General features: G+C 60.8%; 15 protein-coding genes. 11 read left to right on the top strand and 4 right to left on the bottom strand.

What is annotated here, in order from left to right; all coding sequences use genetic code 11:
• Positions 1–10: 10 nt before the first annotated feature.
• A complete protein-coding gene (locus tag LAO20_18995; GenBank protein ID MBZ5533522.1) occupies positions 11–637 on the top strand; it encodes a DUF1287 domain-containing protein in 627 nt (208 codons plus the stop codon).
• A 233-nt stretch (positions 638–870) separates the two neighbouring features.
• On the top strand, positions 871–2,001 hold the full coding sequence (locus tag LAO20_18990; GenBank protein ID MBZ5533521.1) for a citrate synthase: 1,131 nt from the start codon (positions 871–873) through the stop codon (positions 1,999–2,001).
• Positions 2,002–2,625: 624 nt separating this feature from the next.
• Here the strand turns inward: LAO20_18990 and LAO20_18985 are convergent.
• From LAO20_18985 to LAO20_18975, 3 genes are read right to left on the bottom strand one after another with little or no spacing between them, the layout of a single operon-like run.
• Positions 2,626–3,507, bottom strand: coding sequence for a DUF4349 domain-containing protein (locus LAO20_18985; GenBank protein MBZ5533520.1), 882 nt, complete (start codon positions 3,505–3,507; stop codon positions 2,626–2,628).
• 20 nt (positions 3,508–3,527) lie between these two features.
• The gene (locus tag LAO20_18980) at positions 3,528–4,283 is read right to left on the bottom strand and encodes a zf-HC2 domain-containing protein (GenBank protein MBZ5533519.1); all 756 of its coding nucleotides are present in this window, start codon (positions 4,281–4,283) and stop codon (positions 3,528–3,530) included.
• A gap of 1 nt (position 4,284) precedes the next feature.
• Entirely contained in the window at positions 4,285–5,004 is a 720-nt protein-coding gene (locus LAO20_18975) for a sigma-70 family RNA polymerase sigma factor (protein ID MBZ5533518.1), read from the bottom strand.
• Positions 5,005–5,384: 380 nt separating this feature from the next.
• On the opposite strand from LAO20_18975, the gene LAO20_18970 reads away from it, so the two are divergent.
• From LAO20_18970 to LAO20_18935, 8 genes are all read left to right on the top strand, one after another.
• Entirely contained in the window at positions 5,385–6,548 is a 1,164-nt protein-coding gene (locus tag LAO20_18970; GenBank protein ID MBZ5533517.1) for a cysteine desulfurase, read from the top strand.
• Between the two features lie 210 nt (positions 6,549–6,758).
• Positions 6,759–7,127 (top strand): metalloregulator ArsR/SmtB family transcription factor, encoded by a 369-nt coding sequence (locus LAO20_18965; protein ID MBZ5533516.1) that lies wholly within the window; start codon positions 6,759–6,761, stop codon positions 7,125–7,127.
• 34 nt (positions 7,128–7,161) lie between these two features.
• Complete coding sequence (locus LAO20_18960; protein MBZ5533515.1) at positions 7,162–9,150, top strand: hydrogenase 4 subunit B; 1,989 nt, start codon at positions 7,162–7,164, stop codon at positions 9,148–9,150.
• Positions 9,151–10,092 carry an NADH-quinone oxidoreductase subunit H gene (locus LAO20_18955; protein MBZ5533514.1) on the top strand — a complete coding sequence of 314 codons (942 nt, stop codon included), beginning with the start codon at positions 9,151–9,153 and terminating at the stop codon, positions 10,090–10,092.
• Entirely contained in the window at positions 10,089–10,751 is a 663-nt protein-coding gene (locus tag LAO20_18950; GenBank protein MBZ5533513.1) for a hypothetical protein, read from the top strand. Before LAO20_18955 ends, LAO20_18950 begins: the two co-directional genes overlap by 4 nt.
• A 3-nt stretch (positions 10,752–10,754) precedes the next feature.
• Positions 10,755–12,209: a hydrogenase 4 subunit F gene (locus LAO20_18945; GenBank protein ID MBZ5533512.1), complete on the top strand. Its 1,455-nt coding sequence runs from the start codon at positions 10,755–10,757 to the stop codon at positions 12,207–12,209.
• Positions 12,206–13,675 (top strand): NADH-quinone oxidoreductase subunit C, encoded by a 1,470-nt coding sequence (locus LAO20_18940; protein MBZ5533511.1) that lies wholly within the window; start codon positions 12,206–12,208, stop codon positions 13,673–13,675. Before LAO20_18945 ends, LAO20_18940 begins: the two co-directional genes overlap by 4 nt.
• Positions 13,676–13,842: 167 nt before the next feature.
• Positions 13,843–14,463 carry an NADH-quinone oxidoreductase subunit B family protein gene (locus LAO20_18935; protein ID MBZ5533510.1) on the top strand — a complete coding sequence of 207 codons (621 nt, stop codon included), beginning with the start codon at positions 13,843–13,845 and terminating at the stop codon, positions 14,461–14,463.
• Between the two features lie 62 nt (positions 14,464–14,525).
• Here LAO20_18935 and LAO20_18930 read toward each other — a convergent pair whose 3' ends face one another.
• Positions 14,526–17,387 (bottom strand): PAS domain-containing protein, encoded by a 2,862-nt coding sequence (locus LAO20_18930; GenBank protein MBZ5533509.1) that lies wholly within the window; start codon positions 17,385–17,387, stop codon positions 14,526–14,528.
• A 286-nt stretch (positions 17,388–17,673) separates the two neighbouring features.
• Here LAO20_18930 and mnmA point away from each other — a divergent pair, with 286 nt between their 5' ends.
• Positions 17,674–18,933 (top strand): tRNA 2-thiouridine(34) synthase MnmA, encoded by a 1,260-nt coding sequence (mnmA, locus tag LAO20_18925; GenBank protein MBZ5533508.1) that lies wholly within the window; start codon positions 17,674–17,676, stop codon positions 18,931–18,933.
• Positions 18,934–18,995 lie beyond the last annotated feature (62 nt).

The raw sequence follows: 18,995 nt of genomic DNA, 5'->3' as shown, positions 1-18,995 counted from the left end.
CGTGGTCGCCATGCTGGCGCTGGTTGCGGTTGCGCAGGCGCAACCCCGGGATGCGGCTTCGCAACGGGAATTTCTGCACAAGCTTTCCGACGCCGCGATCGAACGCACGCAACATATCGTCCGCTATGACCCCGGTTACGTGGCCATCTCTTACCCTGGCGGCGACGTCCCACCGGAATCCGGCGTCTGCACCGACGAGGTCATCCGTTCCTACCGCGCGTTGGGGATTGACCTGCAAAAAGAAGTCCATGAGGACATGCTGGCGAACTTTTCCGCCTATCCAGGCAAGGCCAAATGGCGACTGGACCACCCGGACGCCAACATTGACCACCGTCGCGTACCCAATTTGATGGTTTTCTTCCGCAGGAAAGGCCAAGTTCTGCCGATCACCGCCACCGCCGCCGATTACCACCCCGGCGACCTGGTCACCTGGGACCTGGGCCATGGTCTCACCCACATCGGCATCGTCGTGGACCGCAAGGCGCTGCTGGGCGGGCGCTACATGGTCGTCCACAACATTGGCCAGGGTCCCAAAATGGAAGATGTGCTCTTTGATTGGACCATCACCGGCCATTACCGCTATTTCGGCCCTCACCCGGAGGCGGCCGGAATGCCAGCACACCAGCGCACTCGCTAACTCCTGCCTTAGTCCTAAATAGGAGTGACGGTAGTCACAGACCCTTTTGACCCGCCGGGCTAATCTCGGGCGAAGTGAGAAATTTGGAGCCGGATGGCCCAATTTCCCTGGCCTGAACGCCCGATTACGAACGTCATCGCCGGTTGGAAAGTCTGGCGCATTTGGAGTATAAAGAAATGTCATACACTGAAGTTCTTCCCACACTGGAAAAGACGGAAAACGGCAGGAAAACCATGGCAACCAGCACAGTAACCAAGGGATTGGAAGGCGTAGTCGCGGCTACCTCCTCCATTTGCTACATTGACGGCGACGCCGGGGTGCTCGCCTACCGGGGCATTGACATACACGAACTGGCGGAGCAGTCCACCTTTGAAGAGGTCTGCTATCTGCTGTGGTTCGGCAAATTGCCCACGCGCGCCGAATTGAACGACTTGCAGCAGCGCCTGGGAGCTGAACGCAAATTAGACCCGGCCATCATAGATTTACTCCGCAGCTTTCCCAAGTCCGCCATTCCCATGGAGGTCCTGCGGACCGCGGTCAGCGCGCTTTCCATGTATGACAAAGACGCCGAGCTGGTGGACCATGACGCCAACGTGCGCAAGGCCATCCGTTTAACCTCGCAGCTGGCCATGATTGTGGCCAATTACGACCGCATCCGCAAAGGCAAGAACGTGGTCGCAGCCGACCCGTCGCTTTCCCATGCCGGCAATTTCCTGTTACAGCTCACCGGCGAAAAACCTTCACCCACGGCAGAGAAGGCGCTCGACGTGGCCCTGATCCTGCATGCCGACCATGAGTTGAACGCCTCGACCTTCGCGGCGCGCGTGATAGCCGCCACGCTGGCGGACATGCATTCGGCGATTACCGGCGGCATCGGCGCGCTCAAAGGCCCGCTGCACGGCGGCGCCAATGAAGCCGTGATGCGCATGCTGTTTGAAATTGACAAGAAGGGTGAAGACCCGGTCGAATACGTCAAGAACATCCTGGCCAGCCACAAGAAGATTTCGGGATTCGGCCACCGCGTGTACCACACGGAAGATCCGCGGGCCACGCACCTGCGCCAGATGTCGCATGACCTGGGAAAATCGGCCAATCCCAAGTGGTCAGAGATGTCGGAGAAGATCGAGAAGTACATCAAGGCGGAAAAACATCTCAACGCCAACGTGGACTTCTACTCCGCTTCCACCTACACCACCCTGGGCCTTGATGTGGACCTGTTCACGCCGGTGTTTGCCGTGTCACGCATCAGCGGCTGGACCGCCCACGTGATCGAGCAACTCAACGACAACCGGCTGATCCGCCCCCGCGCGGATTATCAGGGACCGAAATATCCCAGCCGGTACGTTCCAATGGAGAAAAGATAACGCGCGACGAAGCACCCCTCCCCGCTCAGCCCCTGACGCTCTGATGAGTTTCAGGGGCTGAATGGCGTTTGCGGGAATGCACGCTTCAGGGGTGAGCATTGATCAGGTTGAAGGTGGCATTGAGATTCTTAATGCAACGTGGCTGTGTTTGAGAGCACCTTGCCGCCTTAGTCTGTCATGCTGAGCGCCGCACGAACCCTCACGGGCCGTTGTGACACGAAAGACCTCTAAGACTTGTCATCCTGAGCGTAGCGACGCTGCGCAGCGTGGCGTCGCGAAGTCGAAGGACCCCGAGAATGTCAATTCCCACCATGCGGCATCAAGGCGTTCTCACGAAAAAGCTTCCTTTGCCTTTGGTTGTGGTCACCGTGCATCGTGAAAACGCATTGAAGCGGCATGGTCAGGGTAGGATTCTCGGGGTCCTTCGACTCCGTCCTCACTCCCTTTGGTCGCTCGGACTTCGCTCAGGATGACAATCCTAAAAGAGTGTTGCAAGCTCTTTAACCATGAACCGTCAATCGTACTCAGCATTCAGCCCCGGAACTCCCTTGGGATACGCAAGCAAATATTTGCGAAGGAGTCCAGGGGCTGATTGCTTTACAACAACTCAAGCGGCCAGCTCGTTCATGTGGCCAACTCGCGCTGCAAAAAACGGTGCCGCAGCCGACGCCAGGTGAAGCGCGCGGGAAAAAACAAAATCGCCAGCCACAGCAGCAGGCTGGGCATCGCAGAGAGCAGCCACAACAGCAACGCAAGCAGGCCGTCCACCATGGAACGATAACCATCCACTGCTGCGTTGCGAATCAGCGTGCCGGTGGACGTGGGAACCACTTTCAGCTCGGCCTTGTAGTCTTCGCTCACGGTCAGGTTCAGGGTGGCGTAGTCCACCTGTTTGCGCATTTCTTTTCGCTGGGCTTCCATCTGCTCGATCTCGCCGCGCACGCGGCTGATCTGGTTTTCAACAGAGAGCACGTCAGAGAGTTTCCCGGTGCGTTCGCGCTGCAACTGGACCAGGCGCTGCTCGGTGTTGCGCGAATTCTTGAGCCGCGCCTCCAGGTCAACATACTGCTGGGTGACTTCCTCTCCGTTCTGCGATTCTTTTTCCACGCGGCCCAGGCCTTTCAGGTCCGCCAGCGTGGCTTCCAGTTGCGCGGCCGGTACGCGCAAGGTTGCGGTGAGCGAGCGGGCGGAGCCGGTGGGCGTGTCTACGTTCATCTCGCCTACGTAGCCGTGATGGCGCTTCAGAATTTCTTCCACCGCCGGACGGGCTTTCTCGAATTCTTTCGTCGTCACCGTGAGGTTGGCGGTGCGGACGATCATAGGGGGCGTGACCTGCGTCGCGTCCGCTTCCACCTCAACCGTGCTGGCGCTGGCGGTGACGTTAACTGTTTCGTCTGCTACGCGAGAATCTTTCCTGGCTTCGGCTGCGGCTCCCCCGCTCGCGGTTGGCTGCTTGCTGGCTTCAACGGGAGAAGCGCTCCGGAAATCTCGGTTGACCTTGGCCACTGGCGCTGCTGCGGATGCGACTAGGCCGTGTAAGTTTCCCGGCGCAGGCGTGGCCGCGGGTTTGGGAGGTGGAGGTGCAGCCTGCGGCGAAAGGAGGTAGGTGTAGACGGTGGACGCTCCAACAGTGGACTGGCCTGGCGATCCGGTATTGCCGTTGGCGTCAGCCGCTTTCCCTGGAGACTTCCGCGCACGAGACCCGTCGCCGTTCTTGGGGACAACCTTGGTGGCGGAACCGGCATTTCGGCCGTACTCGGTGCCGAATTTCTTAGTGGCGCCGGCATATTTCGAAACAAAGTCTTTGTCACTCTTGCTGACTCGATAGCGCCTTTGTTGCTCCTAAGCAGGATGGCCATAGAAACTGCGATCACCAGCAACGTGGCTGCCGCCAGCCCGGCAGCCCACGTGAGTTGCTGCACGCGCAAGAGCTTCCGCCATTCCCAGCGCTGACTGTTTAGCTTGCGAGCAGGGTCTTTCTTCCGTTCATTCAAGGCTGCCGCGATGTTTGCGGGAATCTCGCTGCCCACCTGCTCCACTTCCCAACTCACCATGGCCTGCGAGACCTGTTGGAAGGCGGCGGCCAGCTTCTGGCATTCCAGGCAATTCTTCAAGTGCGCGGCTGCACTGGCGGCGCGCTCGGCGGCGAGTTCGCCGTCAAGGAAGGCCATGAGCTCTTCCTGGTCAAACGGATGCTGGCTGACGCCGATTTCCTTTTTGCTCATGTCGTTACTCTTCACGCCTTTGTTCTTCGCGCCGTCGCTCTTCACATCGTCCTTCACATCAGGCCTCGCTCTCCGCCGGATTTGGATTGACTTGGCCGGCCAAATCCGCAGCCTTCTCGTCCTTCTCGCCCTTGTCCGCCGCCGCATCGGGCTGCAGGCGTTCTTTCAACGCCATGCGCGCGCGAAACAACCGGGAGCGCACGGTGTTGATGGGTATCCGCAAGAGCTGGGCGATGTCCTCATAACTGAGCTGCTCGTACTCGCGCAGCATAAGCACTTCGCGCTCCACCGGCTCCAGCTTTTCCAGCGCCTGCCGCACCCACAAGACGGTGTCGGCTGCGCCAGCGGCTTTTGGATCGGGGATCGCATCCAACGTCGCCGCGCCATCTTGCTTCCGCCCATCTTGATCCACCATGTCTGGCGACCGCGGGTTCTTACTCTGCTTCCGCCGCTCATTCGCCAGCAATCGCAGGGCGATGCCGTACAGATACGTGCACACCATCGAGCGCGGCTCGTAGCGCGCGGCCGCGCGAATCACCGCGACAAACGTTTCCTGGGCCAGGTCTTCGGCGCGTTCCTTGTTGGCCAGACGGCGGCGGAAGAAGCCGAACAGGGGCTGGCGATAGCGGGCGAAGAGCTCCTCCAGGGCCTCTCGCGATCCCCGCTGGAACTCCAGCATTAAGGTTTCATCGCTGGTCATTTTGTCGCCGCCACGGTCAATGTCAATTAGTTCGCGTCCGGCTTCCTCTGCCTGTACACGGCAGATTGCGATTCTCACTATGTGTAATGTCGAAAGTACGGGGAAAGTTCCAGGGATTGCAAAGAAAAAGCACTCAGCAGTCAGCACTCAGCAAAACCCTAAACCTTTGAAACACAGAGGAAAGGAGGTAGCGGAGGTTTGGAATGGCGTAGCAACCCACCGTTTCCTCAATTGCTTGCAGAAAGTCAGTTCGCCGCAAAAAGAAGCCAAAAAGCCAAGCCCAAAAACCTCTGAAACACAAAGGAAAGGAGGAAACAAAGGGATACACACATATCCACAACCTGCGTTTCCTCAGTTCCTCCGTGTTTCGAAGGTGTCGGGGTTTCTTCTTCACAAAAATGCCTCTGGCCGCTGAGTGCTGAGTGCCGCGCGTTTCTCGCGAAGCGTAGAATAACTCCATGCATCGCGTGTACCTGGACAACAACGCCACCACTCCCATCCTGCCGGAAGTGTTTGAGGCCATGAAGCCTTTCTATCTGGAAGGGTTTGGCAATGCTTCGTCCATTCACCATTACGGGCAGAATGCGCGGGCGGCGGTGGAGCGGGCGCGCGGGCACGTAGCCGCGCTGCTGAATGCGCGTCCGGCGGAGATCGTTTTTACCAGTGGCGGCACGGAAGCTGACAACGCCGCCATCTTCGGACTGGTTGCGCGCGGCGACCACGTGATTACTTCCACCATCGAGCACAGCGCGGTGCTCAAGACCTGCAAGCGGCTGGAAGAAACCGGGTGCGAAGTGACGTACGTCGCGGTCAACGGCCGCGGAGAAGTTGATCCCCAGGAAGTCCGCAAGGCGCTGCGGTCCAACACCCGGCTGATCAGCATCATGATGGCCAACAATGAAACCGGCGTGTTGCAGCCGGTGGAAGAGATTGGCCGCATCGCGCGCGAAGCCGACGTCTTCTTCCATACTGACGCAGTCCAGGCCGCGGGCAAAGTTCCGGTTGACGTCGCCAAGATCGGTTGCGACGCGCTGAGCATCTCCGGACATAAGATCCACGGGCCGCAAGGGACAGGGGCGCTGTTCGTCAAGAAGGGAACACTGATCCAGCCGCTGATTTATGGCGGCAGTCATGAGCGCCAGCGCCGCGCCGGCACGGAAAACCTGCCGGGAATCGTGGGCCTGGGCAAGGCTGTGGAGATCGCGCTGCATTGGTTGCATAGTGACGGACCGGCGGAAATGGCCGCAGAGCGCGACCGCCTGCAGGATTCAGTCTTGCGCGTGGTGGAAGACGCAGGCGTGAACGGACTGGGAGCGCCGCGTGTCCCTAACACGACGAATCTCTGGTTCGACCATTGCGAAGGCGAAGCCCTGGTGATTGCCCTGGACTTGAAAGGGCTGGCGGTTTCCAGCGGCGCAGCGTGCTCATCGGGCGCGATTGAACCTTCGCACGTGCTGCTGGCTATGGGGCTGCCGCACCAGCGTGCGCGGGCAAGCATCCGCGTTAGCCTGGGCAAGCAGACCACGCACGAGGACATAGACTTCGCCATCAAGGTGATTCCTGAGGTGGTGGGACGGCTGCGCGAGATCTCTCCGGTATTCCAAAAGCAGCACGCCCGATAGGCGGGCGACATCATCTCTGTCCGAATCTGGCCGAATCAATTCGGTGCGGGTCGCGAGCGCGGCCGAGCAGGCTGCCATTTTTCAACTCAGCCTCACCTTTCGCGGCGACCGCAACGTAAGCTCGTAGTCTCTCTGGGAAAAGTCTTGGCCCTTTCGTAACTATATATTGTAATATTCATATATAATAATGTAACCTTACGAGCGGACACCATGCCTCGCGCAAAAAAAACCGGCTTTGACGCTTCTGACCTGGCCAGGTTCAAGGCGGAATTTTTCAAGGCCCTGGCCCATCCGCTGCGCATCCGCATTATTGACGCGCTCCGCGATGGCGAAATCGGGGTCAACGATTTATGCGCGCGACTGGGCGTGGAGCAGAGCACGTTGTCGCAACAACTGGCCCAGTTGCGGGGACGCAACATCGTGGTGGGAAGGAAAGAAGGTCAGGGAGTCTTCTATTCCATCCGCGACCGGTCGATCTTCCGGCTGCTGGACGTGGCCAGAGAAATTTTCAACAACCAACTGGTCAGCGTGCAGGACATGCTGACTCAGCTGGACGTTTCATCGGGGAGCCCGCGATGAGCGGCGAAGCCGTTGACTGGAGGGACGCCGGCTCATGTTGATTGCGTTCAGCGGCCTATTCAGTTTGCTCGTCGCAGCCTCCTTCCTGGCAGGCTGGTCGCATGTCGCCGGCCCGGCAGGCAAGGCGCTGCGAGTTGGAGCAGCATACAGCGCGGTTCTGGCGCTGGCCAGCGGAACCGTCCTGGCAATCGCTGCGTGGGTGTACGGAGTTCCCGTCAACTTCAGTCTCTCTTTCCTTAGCCCTTTCCCGCCTCTTCAATTTATGTTTTCGCTGGACCGGCTGGGCGGGTTATTCCTGTTCATCGTGTGCGCCGTCTCCATACCGGCGGTTGTCTATTCTTTCCGGTACATTGAGCACCACTACGATCGCGCACGCGCCGCGTGGTATTGGGTGCTTTTGCCTCTGTTCCTGCTCTCCATGGTCATGGTGGTGAGCAGCGCCACGGTGTTTGCCTTTTTTGCCGGATGGGAACTCATGACCGTGCTTTCCGCCGGCTTGATTTTTCTGGAAGGCGACGCGGAAGAGCGACGGCGCGACATTTTCCTCTATTTGCTCACCATGCATGCCGGGGCGGCGCTGGTGCTGTCGGCATTTCTGCTGTTTGCGCCGCAAGCGCCTTCACTTACCTTTGCCGCGATCCGGGCGGCGGCCCAGACCATGCCGGGCGCGGAGAAAGCGGCGATCTTCCTGCTGGCTTTTTTCGGCTTCGGGACCAAAGCCGGAATCATTCCGCTGCATGTGTGGTTGCCGAGGGCGCATCCCATCGCGCCCACGCCGGTTTCAGCCCTGATGTCCGGCATCATGCTGAAGACGGCGGTCTACGTTTTTCTCCGCTTTGTGTTTGATTTTCTTTCCGGCGGGCCGGACTGGGGCGGATACCTGGTGCTGGCCGCGGGTGCGACGTCGGCGGTCCTGGGAATTCTCTACGCCATGTCGGAGACTGACCTCAAGCGGCTTCTGGCGTACTCCAGCGTGGAGAACATCGGCATCATCTATCTGGCGATTGGCGCAGGCATGCTCTGCCGTGCCAACGGAGCGCCCGCGTTTGCCGCGCTGGCGCTGATGGCTGCTTTGGTCCACGCGCTCAACCACGCCATCTTTAAGAATTTGCTCTTCTTGGGAGCGGGCGCCATCGCCTACCGGACGCATTCGCTGAAATTGAACCAACTCGGCGGCCTTTTGAAGACCATGCCGGCGACCGGGCTTTTTGTGCTGGTGGGATGTGTCTCCATCGCCGGGCTGCCGATGTTCAACGGATTCATCGGCGAGTGGCTGGCCTTCCAGGGATTTCTGGCAGGCGGACAGGTGGCCCAGACTTTGCCGCAGCTTCTGCTTCCGCTGATGGCCGGCGTGCTGGCGTTGACCGGAGCGCTGGCCGCAGCGTGCTTTGCCAATACTTTTGGGACCGCGTTTCTGGGAAGACCGCGGCAAGCAGAAGTGGATTCACCGGAGAATCCGCCGTTTTCCATGCTGCTGCCTCTTGGCGTGCTGGCGGGCGCGTGCTTGCTGATTGGCGTGATGCCGATGCTGGTGCTTCGTCCTCTGTGGGAAGTGACGGTGATGCTGGCGCCGGGCGGCGACTTCGCCGCCATTGCCGCGATCGCCACGGGAATTCAAAAAGTCGCGGTCGTGGTGCTGGCCGGCGCCGCGGCAGTGTGGTTGGTCCGCGCGGTGGTCCGCCTGGCTCCCACATGGGGATGCGGCCTGGCGCAGTTGACGGCGCGCATGCAGTACACGGCAACATCGTTTTCCAAGCCGATTCGCATCGTCTTTTCTCCGGTCTACCGGGCCGACCGCAAGCTGGACACTTCGCCCGCGGACAGCCCGTATTTCCCCAAAGCGATTTCCTACCGTTCCACGCGAACGTTGTCGTATGAACGGCTGCTATATCGTCCGGTGGTGGACGCCATCATGGCGACCGCGCAGCAGTTGCGGCGCCTGCAGACGGGAAATATTCAGTGGTACCTGCTCTACATCTTTCTGGCCCTGGTTTTCATGCTGTTGCTGATGAGGTTCCGGTAAATGGGACTCAGGCTGGCACAATTCGCTTTTCTGATTTTGAGCGCGCCGCTGGTGCGGGGGATTATTGCCCGGCTGAAGGCCAGGCTACAGCGTCGGCAAGGCGCCAGCATCTGGCGTCCGTATGCCGACTTGGGAAAGTTGTTTCGCAAGGAAGACCTGACGCCGCCATCGGCTTCATGGCTGTTCCGCGCCGCGCCCCGCATGGGTTTCGCGCTCATGCTGGCGGCAGCGGCATTCGTGCCGGTGGTGGCTTCCGCCGGCGTGCTTACGTTCAGCGGCGATTATTTCCTGCTGGTCTACCTGCTGGCCTTTGGGCGTTTCGTGATGGTGCTGGGCGCTTTTGATTCCGGCAGCAGCTTTGGCGGCATGGGCGGCAGCCGCGAGGCGATGGTTTCTGTGCTGGCGGAAGCGCCGCTGGTGCTTTCCTTGATGGCGCTGGCCCTGACGGCCAAGGCTGGCAGCCTGGGAGCGATTGTCGCCTGGACCGGCGCGCAGAACTTCTTCAACATCTCCGTGGTCCACGTGCTGGCCCTGACGGCGCTGCTGTTTGTGGCCATCGCTGAGACCGGGCGCATGCCGGTGGACAATCCTACGACGCACCTGGAACTCACCATGCTTCATGAAGCCATGGTGCTGGAATACTCGGGGCCAAGCCTGGCGTTCGTGGAATGGGCGCAAGCCATCAAACTCAATTTGTTGATCGCGCTGCTGGTGGCCCTGTTTGCGCCGTGGGGGACGGCAACCAGCCTGACGTCCGCAACAGTCGCATTATCCCTGGTGCTGTATCTCGCGAAACTGGCGGTCGCCATGCTGGCGATCGCCGTGCTTGAAAGTTCGGTAGCCAAGCTGCGCATGTATGCGGTGCCGGAATTTTTCGGCATTGCTACGGCGCTTTCCATCCTGGCAATTGTGTTCACCGTGATTATGAGAAGGCAACCATGAAGATCATCAACTTTGCCGCCAGCCAGGCCATCAGCTCTTCGGCCGTGCTGATTTTTCTTACCTTGCTGCTGCTGGCCGGCGCGCGACGGATATCCGCTTGTGTCTCGCTCTTCGCCATGCAGTCGGCGGTGATTGCGGCGCAGGTGCTGGCCATCGCCTATCTACACTGGTCGGCGGAAGCGTTCGTGATCGGCGCGATGGTGGCGCTGATCAAGGCCATCGCCATTCCGTGGGCGCTGTTCCGGCTGATCAAGCGGCTGCATACGTCGCGCGACGTGAACGCGTCCATTTCGCCGGCCAGCTCGGTGTTCATCACCGTGGTGCTCATCTTTATTGCTTTTTCCGCCGTCCAGTCCTATGCCAAGGACTTGAACGTTGCCCGCGACCCGCTGGCCGCCGCGGTGGCCATCATCTTGACCGGCTGTTTCCTCATGACCAGCCGCAACAAAGCCCTGATGCAGATCCTGGGACTGCTGGTCCTGGAAAACGGAATCTTTATGGCCGCACTGACCACCACCTTCGGCATGCCGCTGGTGATCGAGATCGGCATTGTGTTTGATCTGGTGATGGGAGTTTTCCTGATGGGCATTTTCACCTTCCGCATTCGCGAAACGTTTGACCATCTGGACGTCTCCAAGCTGCGAAAGTTGCGGGGATAAGCGATGACCCTCCTGCTTCCACTGATTCTTCCCGTGGTGATGGCCGCGCTGGTGCTGGCTTTCAGCGACGGACGCCGCGCGACCACGGTGGCCGTAACCGGCGGATGTGTGGAAGTTGGGCTGCTTCTGAACGTGGTGCTTCAGGTCCACAGGCAGACCCAAGTCGCATGGGGACATTACTTCCGCGCCGATGGGCTGACGTCTCTCTTCCTGCTGGGACTGGCCTTCGTTTTTCTGGTGACGCTGCTTTATTCGGTCAACTACCTGCGCCATGTGCCGGCGGGCAGGTTCTCCTCGCCACGATGGTTTTACTGCCTCACGTTCCTGTTCATCTTCGCCATGCTGGCGGCGTATCTGGCGGAGAACCTGGGTCTGCTGTGGATCATGATGGAGGCCACCACGCTCGCGTCGGCTTTGCTGGTCGGCTTTTACAACACCGAAGGCGCGGTGGAAGCCGGATGGAAGTACCTGGTGGTCTGCACGGTGGGAATCGCGTTCGCGTTGTTCGGGACGATCGCACTTTATCTGGCGGCGGCGCGCTCCGGAGTTCCGGCGCCTTCCGCGCTGGACTGGACGGCCCTGATGAAGGCCGCGCCGGAGATGGGACGCGTCTCCAACCTGGTGAAACTTGCGTTTCTGTTTGTGGCCGTGGGATACGGCACCAAGGTCGGGTTCGTGCCCATGCACAGCTGGCTGCCGGACGCTCACGCCGAAGCGCCTTCACCCATCAGCGCCATGCTTTCCGCCGCGTTGCTGAACTGCGCCATGTACGCGCTGCTGCGCTATGACGCCATCAGCGTCCGCGCCCTGGGACCGGACTTCAGCCATACCATGCTGCTGATCTTTGGGGCGCTGTCCCTGATTGGCGCTTCTTTGCTGATGATCGTGCAGCGCGACTTGAAGCGCCTGCTGGCGTACAGCAGCGTGGAACACATGGGCATCGTCGCCACGGGGATTGGCATTGGCGTGCCGCTGGGACTCTACGGCGCGCTGCTGCACACCTTCAACCATTCCGCGGCCAAGTCACTGTTGTTTTTCGCCGCCGGCAACGTGCGCGAAAATTTTGGCACGCTGAAGCTGGAGCGCATCACGGGGATGGCGCGCAGTATGCGCTGGACCAGCGTATTTCTCATCATTGGAGTGCTGGCGATTGTCGGGCTGCCTCCGTTCTCCCTGTTCGTGAGCGAATTTGCGATTTTGAGCGCGGCATTTTCCCAGGAGCAACACGCTGTGGTCACGGCGGTGCTGCTGGCGCTGGTGATCGGATTTGGCGCGCTGATTTTCCAGTTGCAAAGAATGCTGAGCGGCGCGCCGACCATCCCGGAGAAAACCAAGACGAGCAGGACGGAGATCACGGCCATGGCATTGTGCGCGGTGATCGTGGTGGCCCTGGGCCTGCACTTGCCCAGCGCTCTGATTCAAATCATCCATCAAGCAATGGCGGTATTGCGCTCATGAGTACCACGCCACAACAACAGCGCATTGGATGGGCGGTGGCCGAGGCGACGCGGCTGCTTCAGGCGGGCGCGCGACTGGTGTGCGAGTTTGCTTCTGCAGACGCCGGCGCAATCAAAGTGCATTACATTCTGGACGTTCCGAGAGAAGGCTATCGCGTGCTGGAGGAAACGGTAAACGGTGCGCTGCAGTCCATCACGCCCGTCACCCCGGCGGCGGCGTGGTATGAGCGGGAGATCCAGGACCAGTACGGTGTTGAACTGACAGGCCATCCTGATCTTCGGCCTCTGCTGCTGCATGAGAATTGGCCTCGGGGATTGCACCCGATGGTCGCTGACGCTCAATCCGCCCCCTGGGCTGACGAGCGTTATGATTTCCTGAAGGTGGAAGGCGAGGGAGTGTGCGAAGTGGCAGTCGGGCCGGTGCACGCGGGCATCATCGAGCCTGGGCACTTCCGCTTCAGCGTGGTCGGCGACAACGTGCTGTACCTGGAACTGCGCCACTTCTACACGCATAAAGGCACGGAGAAATTGTTCCAGGGAACGCCCGTGGCGTACGGGCCGATGATCGCCGAGTCGGTCTCCGGGGACAACTGCTTTGCTCACGCGGTGGCCAATTGCCAGGCGATCGAAGCGGCGCATGCGATCGTCGCGCCGAAGCAGGCGCAGTTGGTGCGGCTGATCGGTCTGGAACTGGAGAGAATGATCTCCCACATCGCCGACGTGGGCGCGCTTTCCAACGACGTAGCGTTTGTGCTGCCCGCGGCCTATTGCAGCCGCATCAAAGAAGACCTGATGCAGGCCAGCTCGCGCGCCGTGGGCACGCGTTTCTGGAAGGGAATTGCCGTGCCCGGCGGAGTGGCGAGAGACATTTCTCCCTCTGCGGCGGAGGCCCTGCGCAAAGCAGTGGCCCAGGCGGCGAGCGAGTTCGCCAAGATAGCGAACACTATTCTCGACCGGCCGTCAGTCCAGGCCCGGTTTGAAGGCGCCGGGGTTTTGGCGAGTGCCGTGGTGGAGGACCTGGCGGTCGTCGGACCGGTGGCGCGAGCAAGCGGCGCCAATCGAGATGTACGTCGCGACCATCCGTATGGAGCTTACCGCGACTTGCCGATCCACGTTCCTTGCCTTAGCTACGGTGACGTGCTGGCCCGCGCGCGGGTTCGCATCGAAGAGGTCGTGGTTTCGGCGCGGCTGCTGGCGGACGCGCTGGGCCGGCTTTCGTCCGGACCAATTCGCGCGGAGCTTCCCCCGGCGGTTGCTTTCGAAGGCTGGTCGGCGGTGGAGTCGCCGCGCGGCGAACTGCTGTACTGGGTGAAGGGCGAGGGCGGCAAGCTGCAACGGTGCTATATCAAGTCGCCATCGTTCCAGAACTGGCCGGCGCTGCCGCACGCGGTAATCGGCAACGTGATCGCGGACTTTCCCTTGATCAACAAGAGCTTCAATCTTTCTTACTCCGGATGTGACCGATGATCTTCGATGTGATCCACCGCAGTTTGAAAGCTCCCAACCGTCTGGTGACGGTGGAAGAGCTGCTGGGCCGCGCGGAAGGCGGCCGCATGCCTCAGGTCAATGCCGCCAAGCTCACCCCGGAGATGGCCAAGCAGGTGGGCGAGGTTTGTCCGACGGCGGCGCTGGCCATGGCCAAGCCGCAAGACAAAGAACTGCTCTGTTTGGATTACGGAAAATGCATTGGCTGCGGACGCTGCTTTGAGCATGCGGCGTTTTCGCAGGCGGAGCGCGTTGCTGGTTGCGGCGTATCGCGACAGGAATTGCTCCGCTATTTCGATTGCGAGCGCGGCGCTGAGGTGGAAGTTCGTCCCAGCGCGCCGGAAGTTCGGCAGGAGATTTTCCAGATGCTGGGCCGCGCGCTGAATGTCCGCGAGCTGGATGCGGGTTCGTGCAACGGATGCGAGGCGGAGATCGCGGCGCTGACCAACCCCTACTACGACCTGGAGCGGTTTGGCATTCATTTTGTCGCGTCGCCCAAACACGCGGACATGCTGCTGGTCACCGGGCCGGTCACGCGCAACATGGCGGTGGCGGTGAAAAAGACATATGAAGCCACGCCCGCGCCCAAATTGGTGGTGGCGGTAGGCGCATGCGGATGCAGCGGAGGAATCTTCGCCACCAGCCATGCGGTCTCCGGTCCGCTCGACAAACTGCTGCGCGTGGACGCATACATTCCCGGCTGTCCGCCCACTCCGGCCATGCTGCTGACGGGAATCCTGGAAGTGCTGCGCCGGACCGCGAAACGCTGACGTGGTTGATGCTGGGCGTATTTCGTTGCGGATTGATGCGCCGTTCGTCGCCGGCGTGAAGTTCAGGCAGTGAATTTGCGCTGCGTTTTGCGGCTGCTGATGGCTTGGCGGACTTTGCTTACCAGGGCATGGAAACGGAAGGGTTTTTGCAGAAAGAGCACGTGAGGTTGCCGCAGGGCTTCGTCCAGGGCGGCGTGCTCGGCGTATCCAGAAATAAAAATCACTGCCAGGTCAGGTTGCTGCGCAAGCAGGGCAGCGGCCAGCTTTTCGCCGCTCTCGCCGGGCATTACCAGGTCGGTTATCAGCAAGTCAATGGGATGGGTTTTGGCCACCTGCATGGCTTCGCCGGCGTTGGCGGCTGTGTGAACGGTGTACCCGCGCTCGCGGACGTATTCGGCCACCAGGTCGCGTAAGCTGGGCTCGTCTTCCACCAGCAATATGGTTTCATCGCCGTGCATTGGTTGCTGTTGCTGGCCATCGGTTTGCGTGACGGCGTCCTCTGTGGCGCGGGGAAGGGTAAGAGTAAACGCCGTGCCTTCGCCTGGCGTGCTGTGAACGGTGATGTGTCCACCGCATTGCTGGACAATTCCGTAAACCGTGGCCAGCCCCATGCCGGTGCCTTTGCCGCGCTCTTTGGTGGTGAAGAAAGGTTCAAACACGCGGCTCAGAGTGGAGGCATCCATGCCCGCGCCGGTATCGGCGAATGACAAGGAGACGTACTGCCCGGGCTGCATGCGGGGATTGCCGGCGGGCGGTTCTGTCACGACGTGGTTGCTGGAATGGATGGTGATGGCGCCGCCGCGAGGCATGGCATCGCGCGCATTGGAAGCCAGATTCAGCAGAATCTGGTCTATCTGAACGGGGTCCATCTTTGTGTTCCACAAGCCGTCTTCCAAGTGGACATTCACGGCAATGTCTTCGCCCACCAGCCGCCGCAGCATGTCTTGCGCGCCCAGGACCACACGGTTCAGGTTCAGCACGCGCGGCTGGACCATCTGGCGCCGGCCAAACGCCAGCAATTGCTCGGTGAGAGCGGAAGCGCGGGCCGCAGCGTCATGGATCTCTTTGACCACGGGCCGTGTGCGCGAGCCGTTCTCCTTTTCCAGGCGCTCTTCCAGGACCTCAGCAGCGCCGCGGATAATGGTCATCAGGTTGTTGAAGTCGTGGGCGATGCCGCCGGCCAATTGCCCCACAGCTTCCATTTTTTGCGCCATCTGAAGCTGGGCTTCCAGTTTCTTTTTCTCTGCGATATCGCGGCTGATGGTGGCGATTTGAGTGAGCTGGCCGGAAGAGTCAAAAATACCAAAAGCACGGTTTTCCACCAGGACGGGTTCTCCCGTAAGGAGATGGCGCAGCCGGAACTCGCCTTCCCACACGCGCCCGGCGTTGATGGCCGGGAGAATCTGCTGTTCGAAGACCGCGCGCTCTTCCGGGAAGAGAAAGTCATGAACGGTCTTGCTGCGCGTTTCGGCATCGTCGCGCAGGCCGGTCATTTTTTGCCCAGCGTGGTTCACGAACAAGACATGACCTTCGCAGTCCGCCACGCCGACAAAGTCCGGGCTGTTTTGCACGGCGGTGGTCAGCATGGCGCGCTCTTGCTCGCCGTGTTTGCGCTCGGTGATGTCCAGCATCACGCCGGAGAGCCGGGTATGATCGCCGTCACCCTCAGCACTGGAGACGAAACACTTGCCCTTGGAGAGAAGCCAGCGAATGCTGCCATCGGGATCAACAATGCGATAGTCAACGTCGTATTCGCTGTTTGCGCCGTTCTCCAGCAGACGGTGGATCTCGTGCTCAATGTGCGGACGGTCCTCAGGATGGATGCGCTCCACAAAAGCTTCCATGCTGGGCTCCACGCCGGGAGCCAGACGGAGAATCTCATGGCTGCGCCCGGACCACACCGTCTTGCCGCTCTGGGGATAGTAGTCGCAGCCGCCCACACCGGCGGCTTCCACCACAAAGCGGAGACGCTCTTCCGCTTCAGCCACGGCGGCGGTGAGCTTGGCGCGGTCCAGTTCGGCCTGCTTGCGTTCCGTGATGTCTATCACCGCGCCGCTGAGCCGGGGCGGGCCGCCGGCGGGAAAGACGCACCGGCCGCGGCAGAGCACCCAGCGAATGGTCCCGTCCGGCCAGACGATCCGGTGTTCAATTTCGTAATCGCCGCCAATGCCGCCTCCCAGAAGACCTCCGAGGACGGCCTGGATGTATGCGCGGTCATCGGGATGGGCGCAGGCCAGCATGGTCGCCAGCGATGCCTCAGTGCCGGGAGGCAGGCGGAGCATCTTGTAGGTGTGCGGGGTAAATTCCATCTGGTCGGTCTTGGGCAAGTAGTCGCACGCGCCCAAGCCCGCCGAGTCCATGACCATGCGCAGCCGCTCTTCGGCTTCCGCCACGGCAGCGGCGGCCATTTTGCGGTCATGGATGTCCACGGAAATGGCCAGCCACATTACGATTTTGCCCGTGCTGTCCTTCAGCGGCAGGGCGCGCGCCAGATGCCAGCGATACTGGCCGTCAGCGCGGCGGAATCGCAGTTCATTTTCGTAAGCTGAGCCGGAAGCCACCGCAGCCTGCCAGGTTTGCGCGGTCCGCTCGGCATCTTCGGGATGGATGGCCGCTTGCCATCCTCTCCCCAAGGACGCCGCCATGGTCATTCCGGAATAGTCATACCAGAACTGGTTTTTGTAGGTGGCATTGCCTTCCGCATCAGTGAGGCAGACGATTTGCGGAGACAACTCCAGCAGGGCCCGGTAGCGTGCTTCGTTGAGCGCCAGATCTTCCCGCGGAGGCGCGGCGGCAGGCAGATTCGGCGCAAGGGAGGAGACCATCGCCAGTTGGCGGCGAAGCTCGGCGACTTCAGTTTCCAAGGTTGCTGGCGGCCCGGGGGCAGAGGGCGGCGTCCCAGCTTTCGTGCCGGATTCGTGCATTGGTTCCCCTCGTACTGCTTTGCTCTCTCGCAATGTGCCTGGGACAGCTCCTTCTAGTGGGCAAGATTGTATGCCATTTGAAAGCTCTGGCAACAGCCCGAAAGTACCAGTATTGAAGCCAAATCATAAGAAAATGCTAAATCTTGCCGAAGCCGCCTGGATCAGACAACCAGGCCTTTTTGCCGGCAAAGCCAGACAGGGGGGTGGTTCTCTATAATGGATGAAGACTCTCTGCGGATGAGAGCATCCAATTGCAATGTCCCGATTTCCCATGTCCGATGAGGCCATGCCCGTGGCCAGCACGGCTGCCGAGACGGTTGCCGTAGCCGCGACCGGCACGGTCGCAGTGGCCGCAACCGAGACGGTTGCCGTGGCAATGTCCGGCGGTGTGGATTCGTCCACCGTCGCGGCCATGCTGCGCGCCGAAGGCTACAACGTGGTCGGCCTGACCATGCAGCTCTGGAACCAGCGCCGCCTGGCCGGGCGCGAAGGCATGCCCGAGCAGGTGCAGGGACGCTGTTGCTCGATTGAGGACGTTTACGACGCGCGTCGCGTCGCTCAGGACCTGGACATTCCGTATTACGTGGTCAACCATGAGGAGCGCTTTGAACGCGACGTGGTGCGTCCATTCGTCCAGGAGTATCTCTCCGGACGTACGCCCATCCCGTGCAGCCTGTGCAATAACCATCTGAAGTTCGATCAGTTGCTGCTTACCGCGCGGCAGATCGGCGCTGACCTGCTGGCGACAGGACATTATGCGCGCTGCGAATTCGATTCCGCGCGCAACCGTTGGCTGCTGCGCCGGGCCGCTGACCCGGCCAAGGACCAGACATATTTTCTCTTTGGCCTGACGCAAGAGCAGCTCAGCCGCACGCGCTTTCCCCTGGGCCACATGACCAAGCCGCAGGTGCGCGAGCTGGCACGCCAGCACGGCCTTGCTCTGGCGGAGAAGCCGGATTCGCAGGAAATTTGCTTCGTTCCCGGCGGGGATTACAAGCGATTCATTGACGCCTACCTGGGCGAGCAGGGCGAGAGCCTGCCAGACACTTCCGGCGACCTGGTCACCACGGACGGCAAGGTGCTGGGCCGCCATGACGGCGTCCACAACTTCACCGTGGGCCAGCGCAAGGGACTGGGTGTGGCCACGGGATCGCCGTTGTACGTGATCAACATCAACGGCGCCGAAGGCAAAGTCACCGTGGGTGGCAATGACGATCTGCTGCACACCCGGCTGATCGCCCGCGACTTGAACTGGATTGCGTTTGATGATCTGGGTGAGGAGATTCGGCGGCAGGGCAGCGCGGGAGTTGGTGTCTCGGCCGACGCGCCATTGCGCGTGCAAGCCCACGCGCCACTGCGCGTGACTGCGAAGATTCGCCATCGCCATGAGCCTGCCCCGGCGACTATCGAGCCGGCACCCAACGGCGAAGTGCTGGTCACCTTCGATCAGCCGCAAAGGGCCATCACTCCGGGACAGGCGGTGGTGTTCTACCAAGATGATCTGGTGGTGGGCGGCGGGTGGATCGCGGAGACAGTGAGGGACTAGACCGGCCATTTACAACCAGATCCCTTTTTCCCGTCTCATCCACCGCTATCTGGTGTAGGATT

It is taken from the genome of Terriglobia bacterium (assembly GCA_020072815.1).
Classification (GTDB): Bacteria; Acidobacteriota; Terriglobia; order Terriglobales; family Acidobacteriaceae; genus Angelobacter.
The sequence above is the reverse complement of the archived record's forward strand: the minus strand, read 5'-3'. Positions and strand labels throughout refer to the sequence as shown.

Coding starts and splice junctions, on each gene's coding strand:
- LAO20_18990 (MBZ5533521.1), top strand. CDS start 871: ATGGCAACCAGCACAGTAACCAAGGGATTGGAAGGCGTAGTCGCGGCT.
- LAO20_18960 (MBZ5533515.1), top strand. CDS start 7,162: ATGTTGATTGCGTTCAGCGGCCTATTCAGTTTGCTCGTCGCAGCCTCC.
- LAO20_18935 (MBZ5533510.1), top strand. CDS start 13,843: ATGGCCAAGCCGCAAGACAAAGAACTGCTCTGTTTGGATTACGGAAAA.
- LAO20_18970 (MBZ5533517.1), top strand. CDS start 5,385: ATGCATCGCGTGTACCTGGACAACAACGCCACCACTCCCATCCTGCCG.
- LAO20_18940 (MBZ5533511.1), top strand. CDS start 12,206: ATGAGTACCACGCCACAACAACAGCGCATTGGATGGGCGGTGGCCGAG.
- mnmA (MBZ5533508.1), top strand. CDS start 17,674: ATGCCCGTGGCCAGCACGGCTGCCGAGACGGTTGCCGTAGCCGCGACC.
- LAO20_18945 (MBZ5533512.1), top strand. CDS start 10,755: ATGACCCTCCTGCTTCCACTGATTCTTCCCGTGGTGATGGCCGCGCTG.
- LAO20_18965 (MBZ5533516.1), top strand. CDS start 6,759: ATGCCTCGCGCAAAAAAAACCGGCTTTGACGCTTCTGACCTGGCCAGG.
- LAO20_18955 (MBZ5533514.1), top strand. CDS start 9,151: ATGGGACTCAGGCTGGCACAATTCGCTTTTCTGATTTTGAGCGCGCCG.
- LAO20_18930 (MBZ5533509.1), bottom strand. CDS start 17,387: ATGCACGAATCCGGCACGAAAGCTGGGACGCCGCCCTCTGCCCCCGGG.
- LAO20_18950 (MBZ5533513.1), top strand. CDS start 10,089: ATGAAGATCATCAACTTTGCCGCCAGCCAGGCCATCAGCTCTTCGGCC.
- LAO20_18995 (MBZ5533522.1), top strand. CDS start 11: ATGCTGGCGCTGGTTGCGGTTGCGCAGGCGCAACCCCGGGATGCGGCT.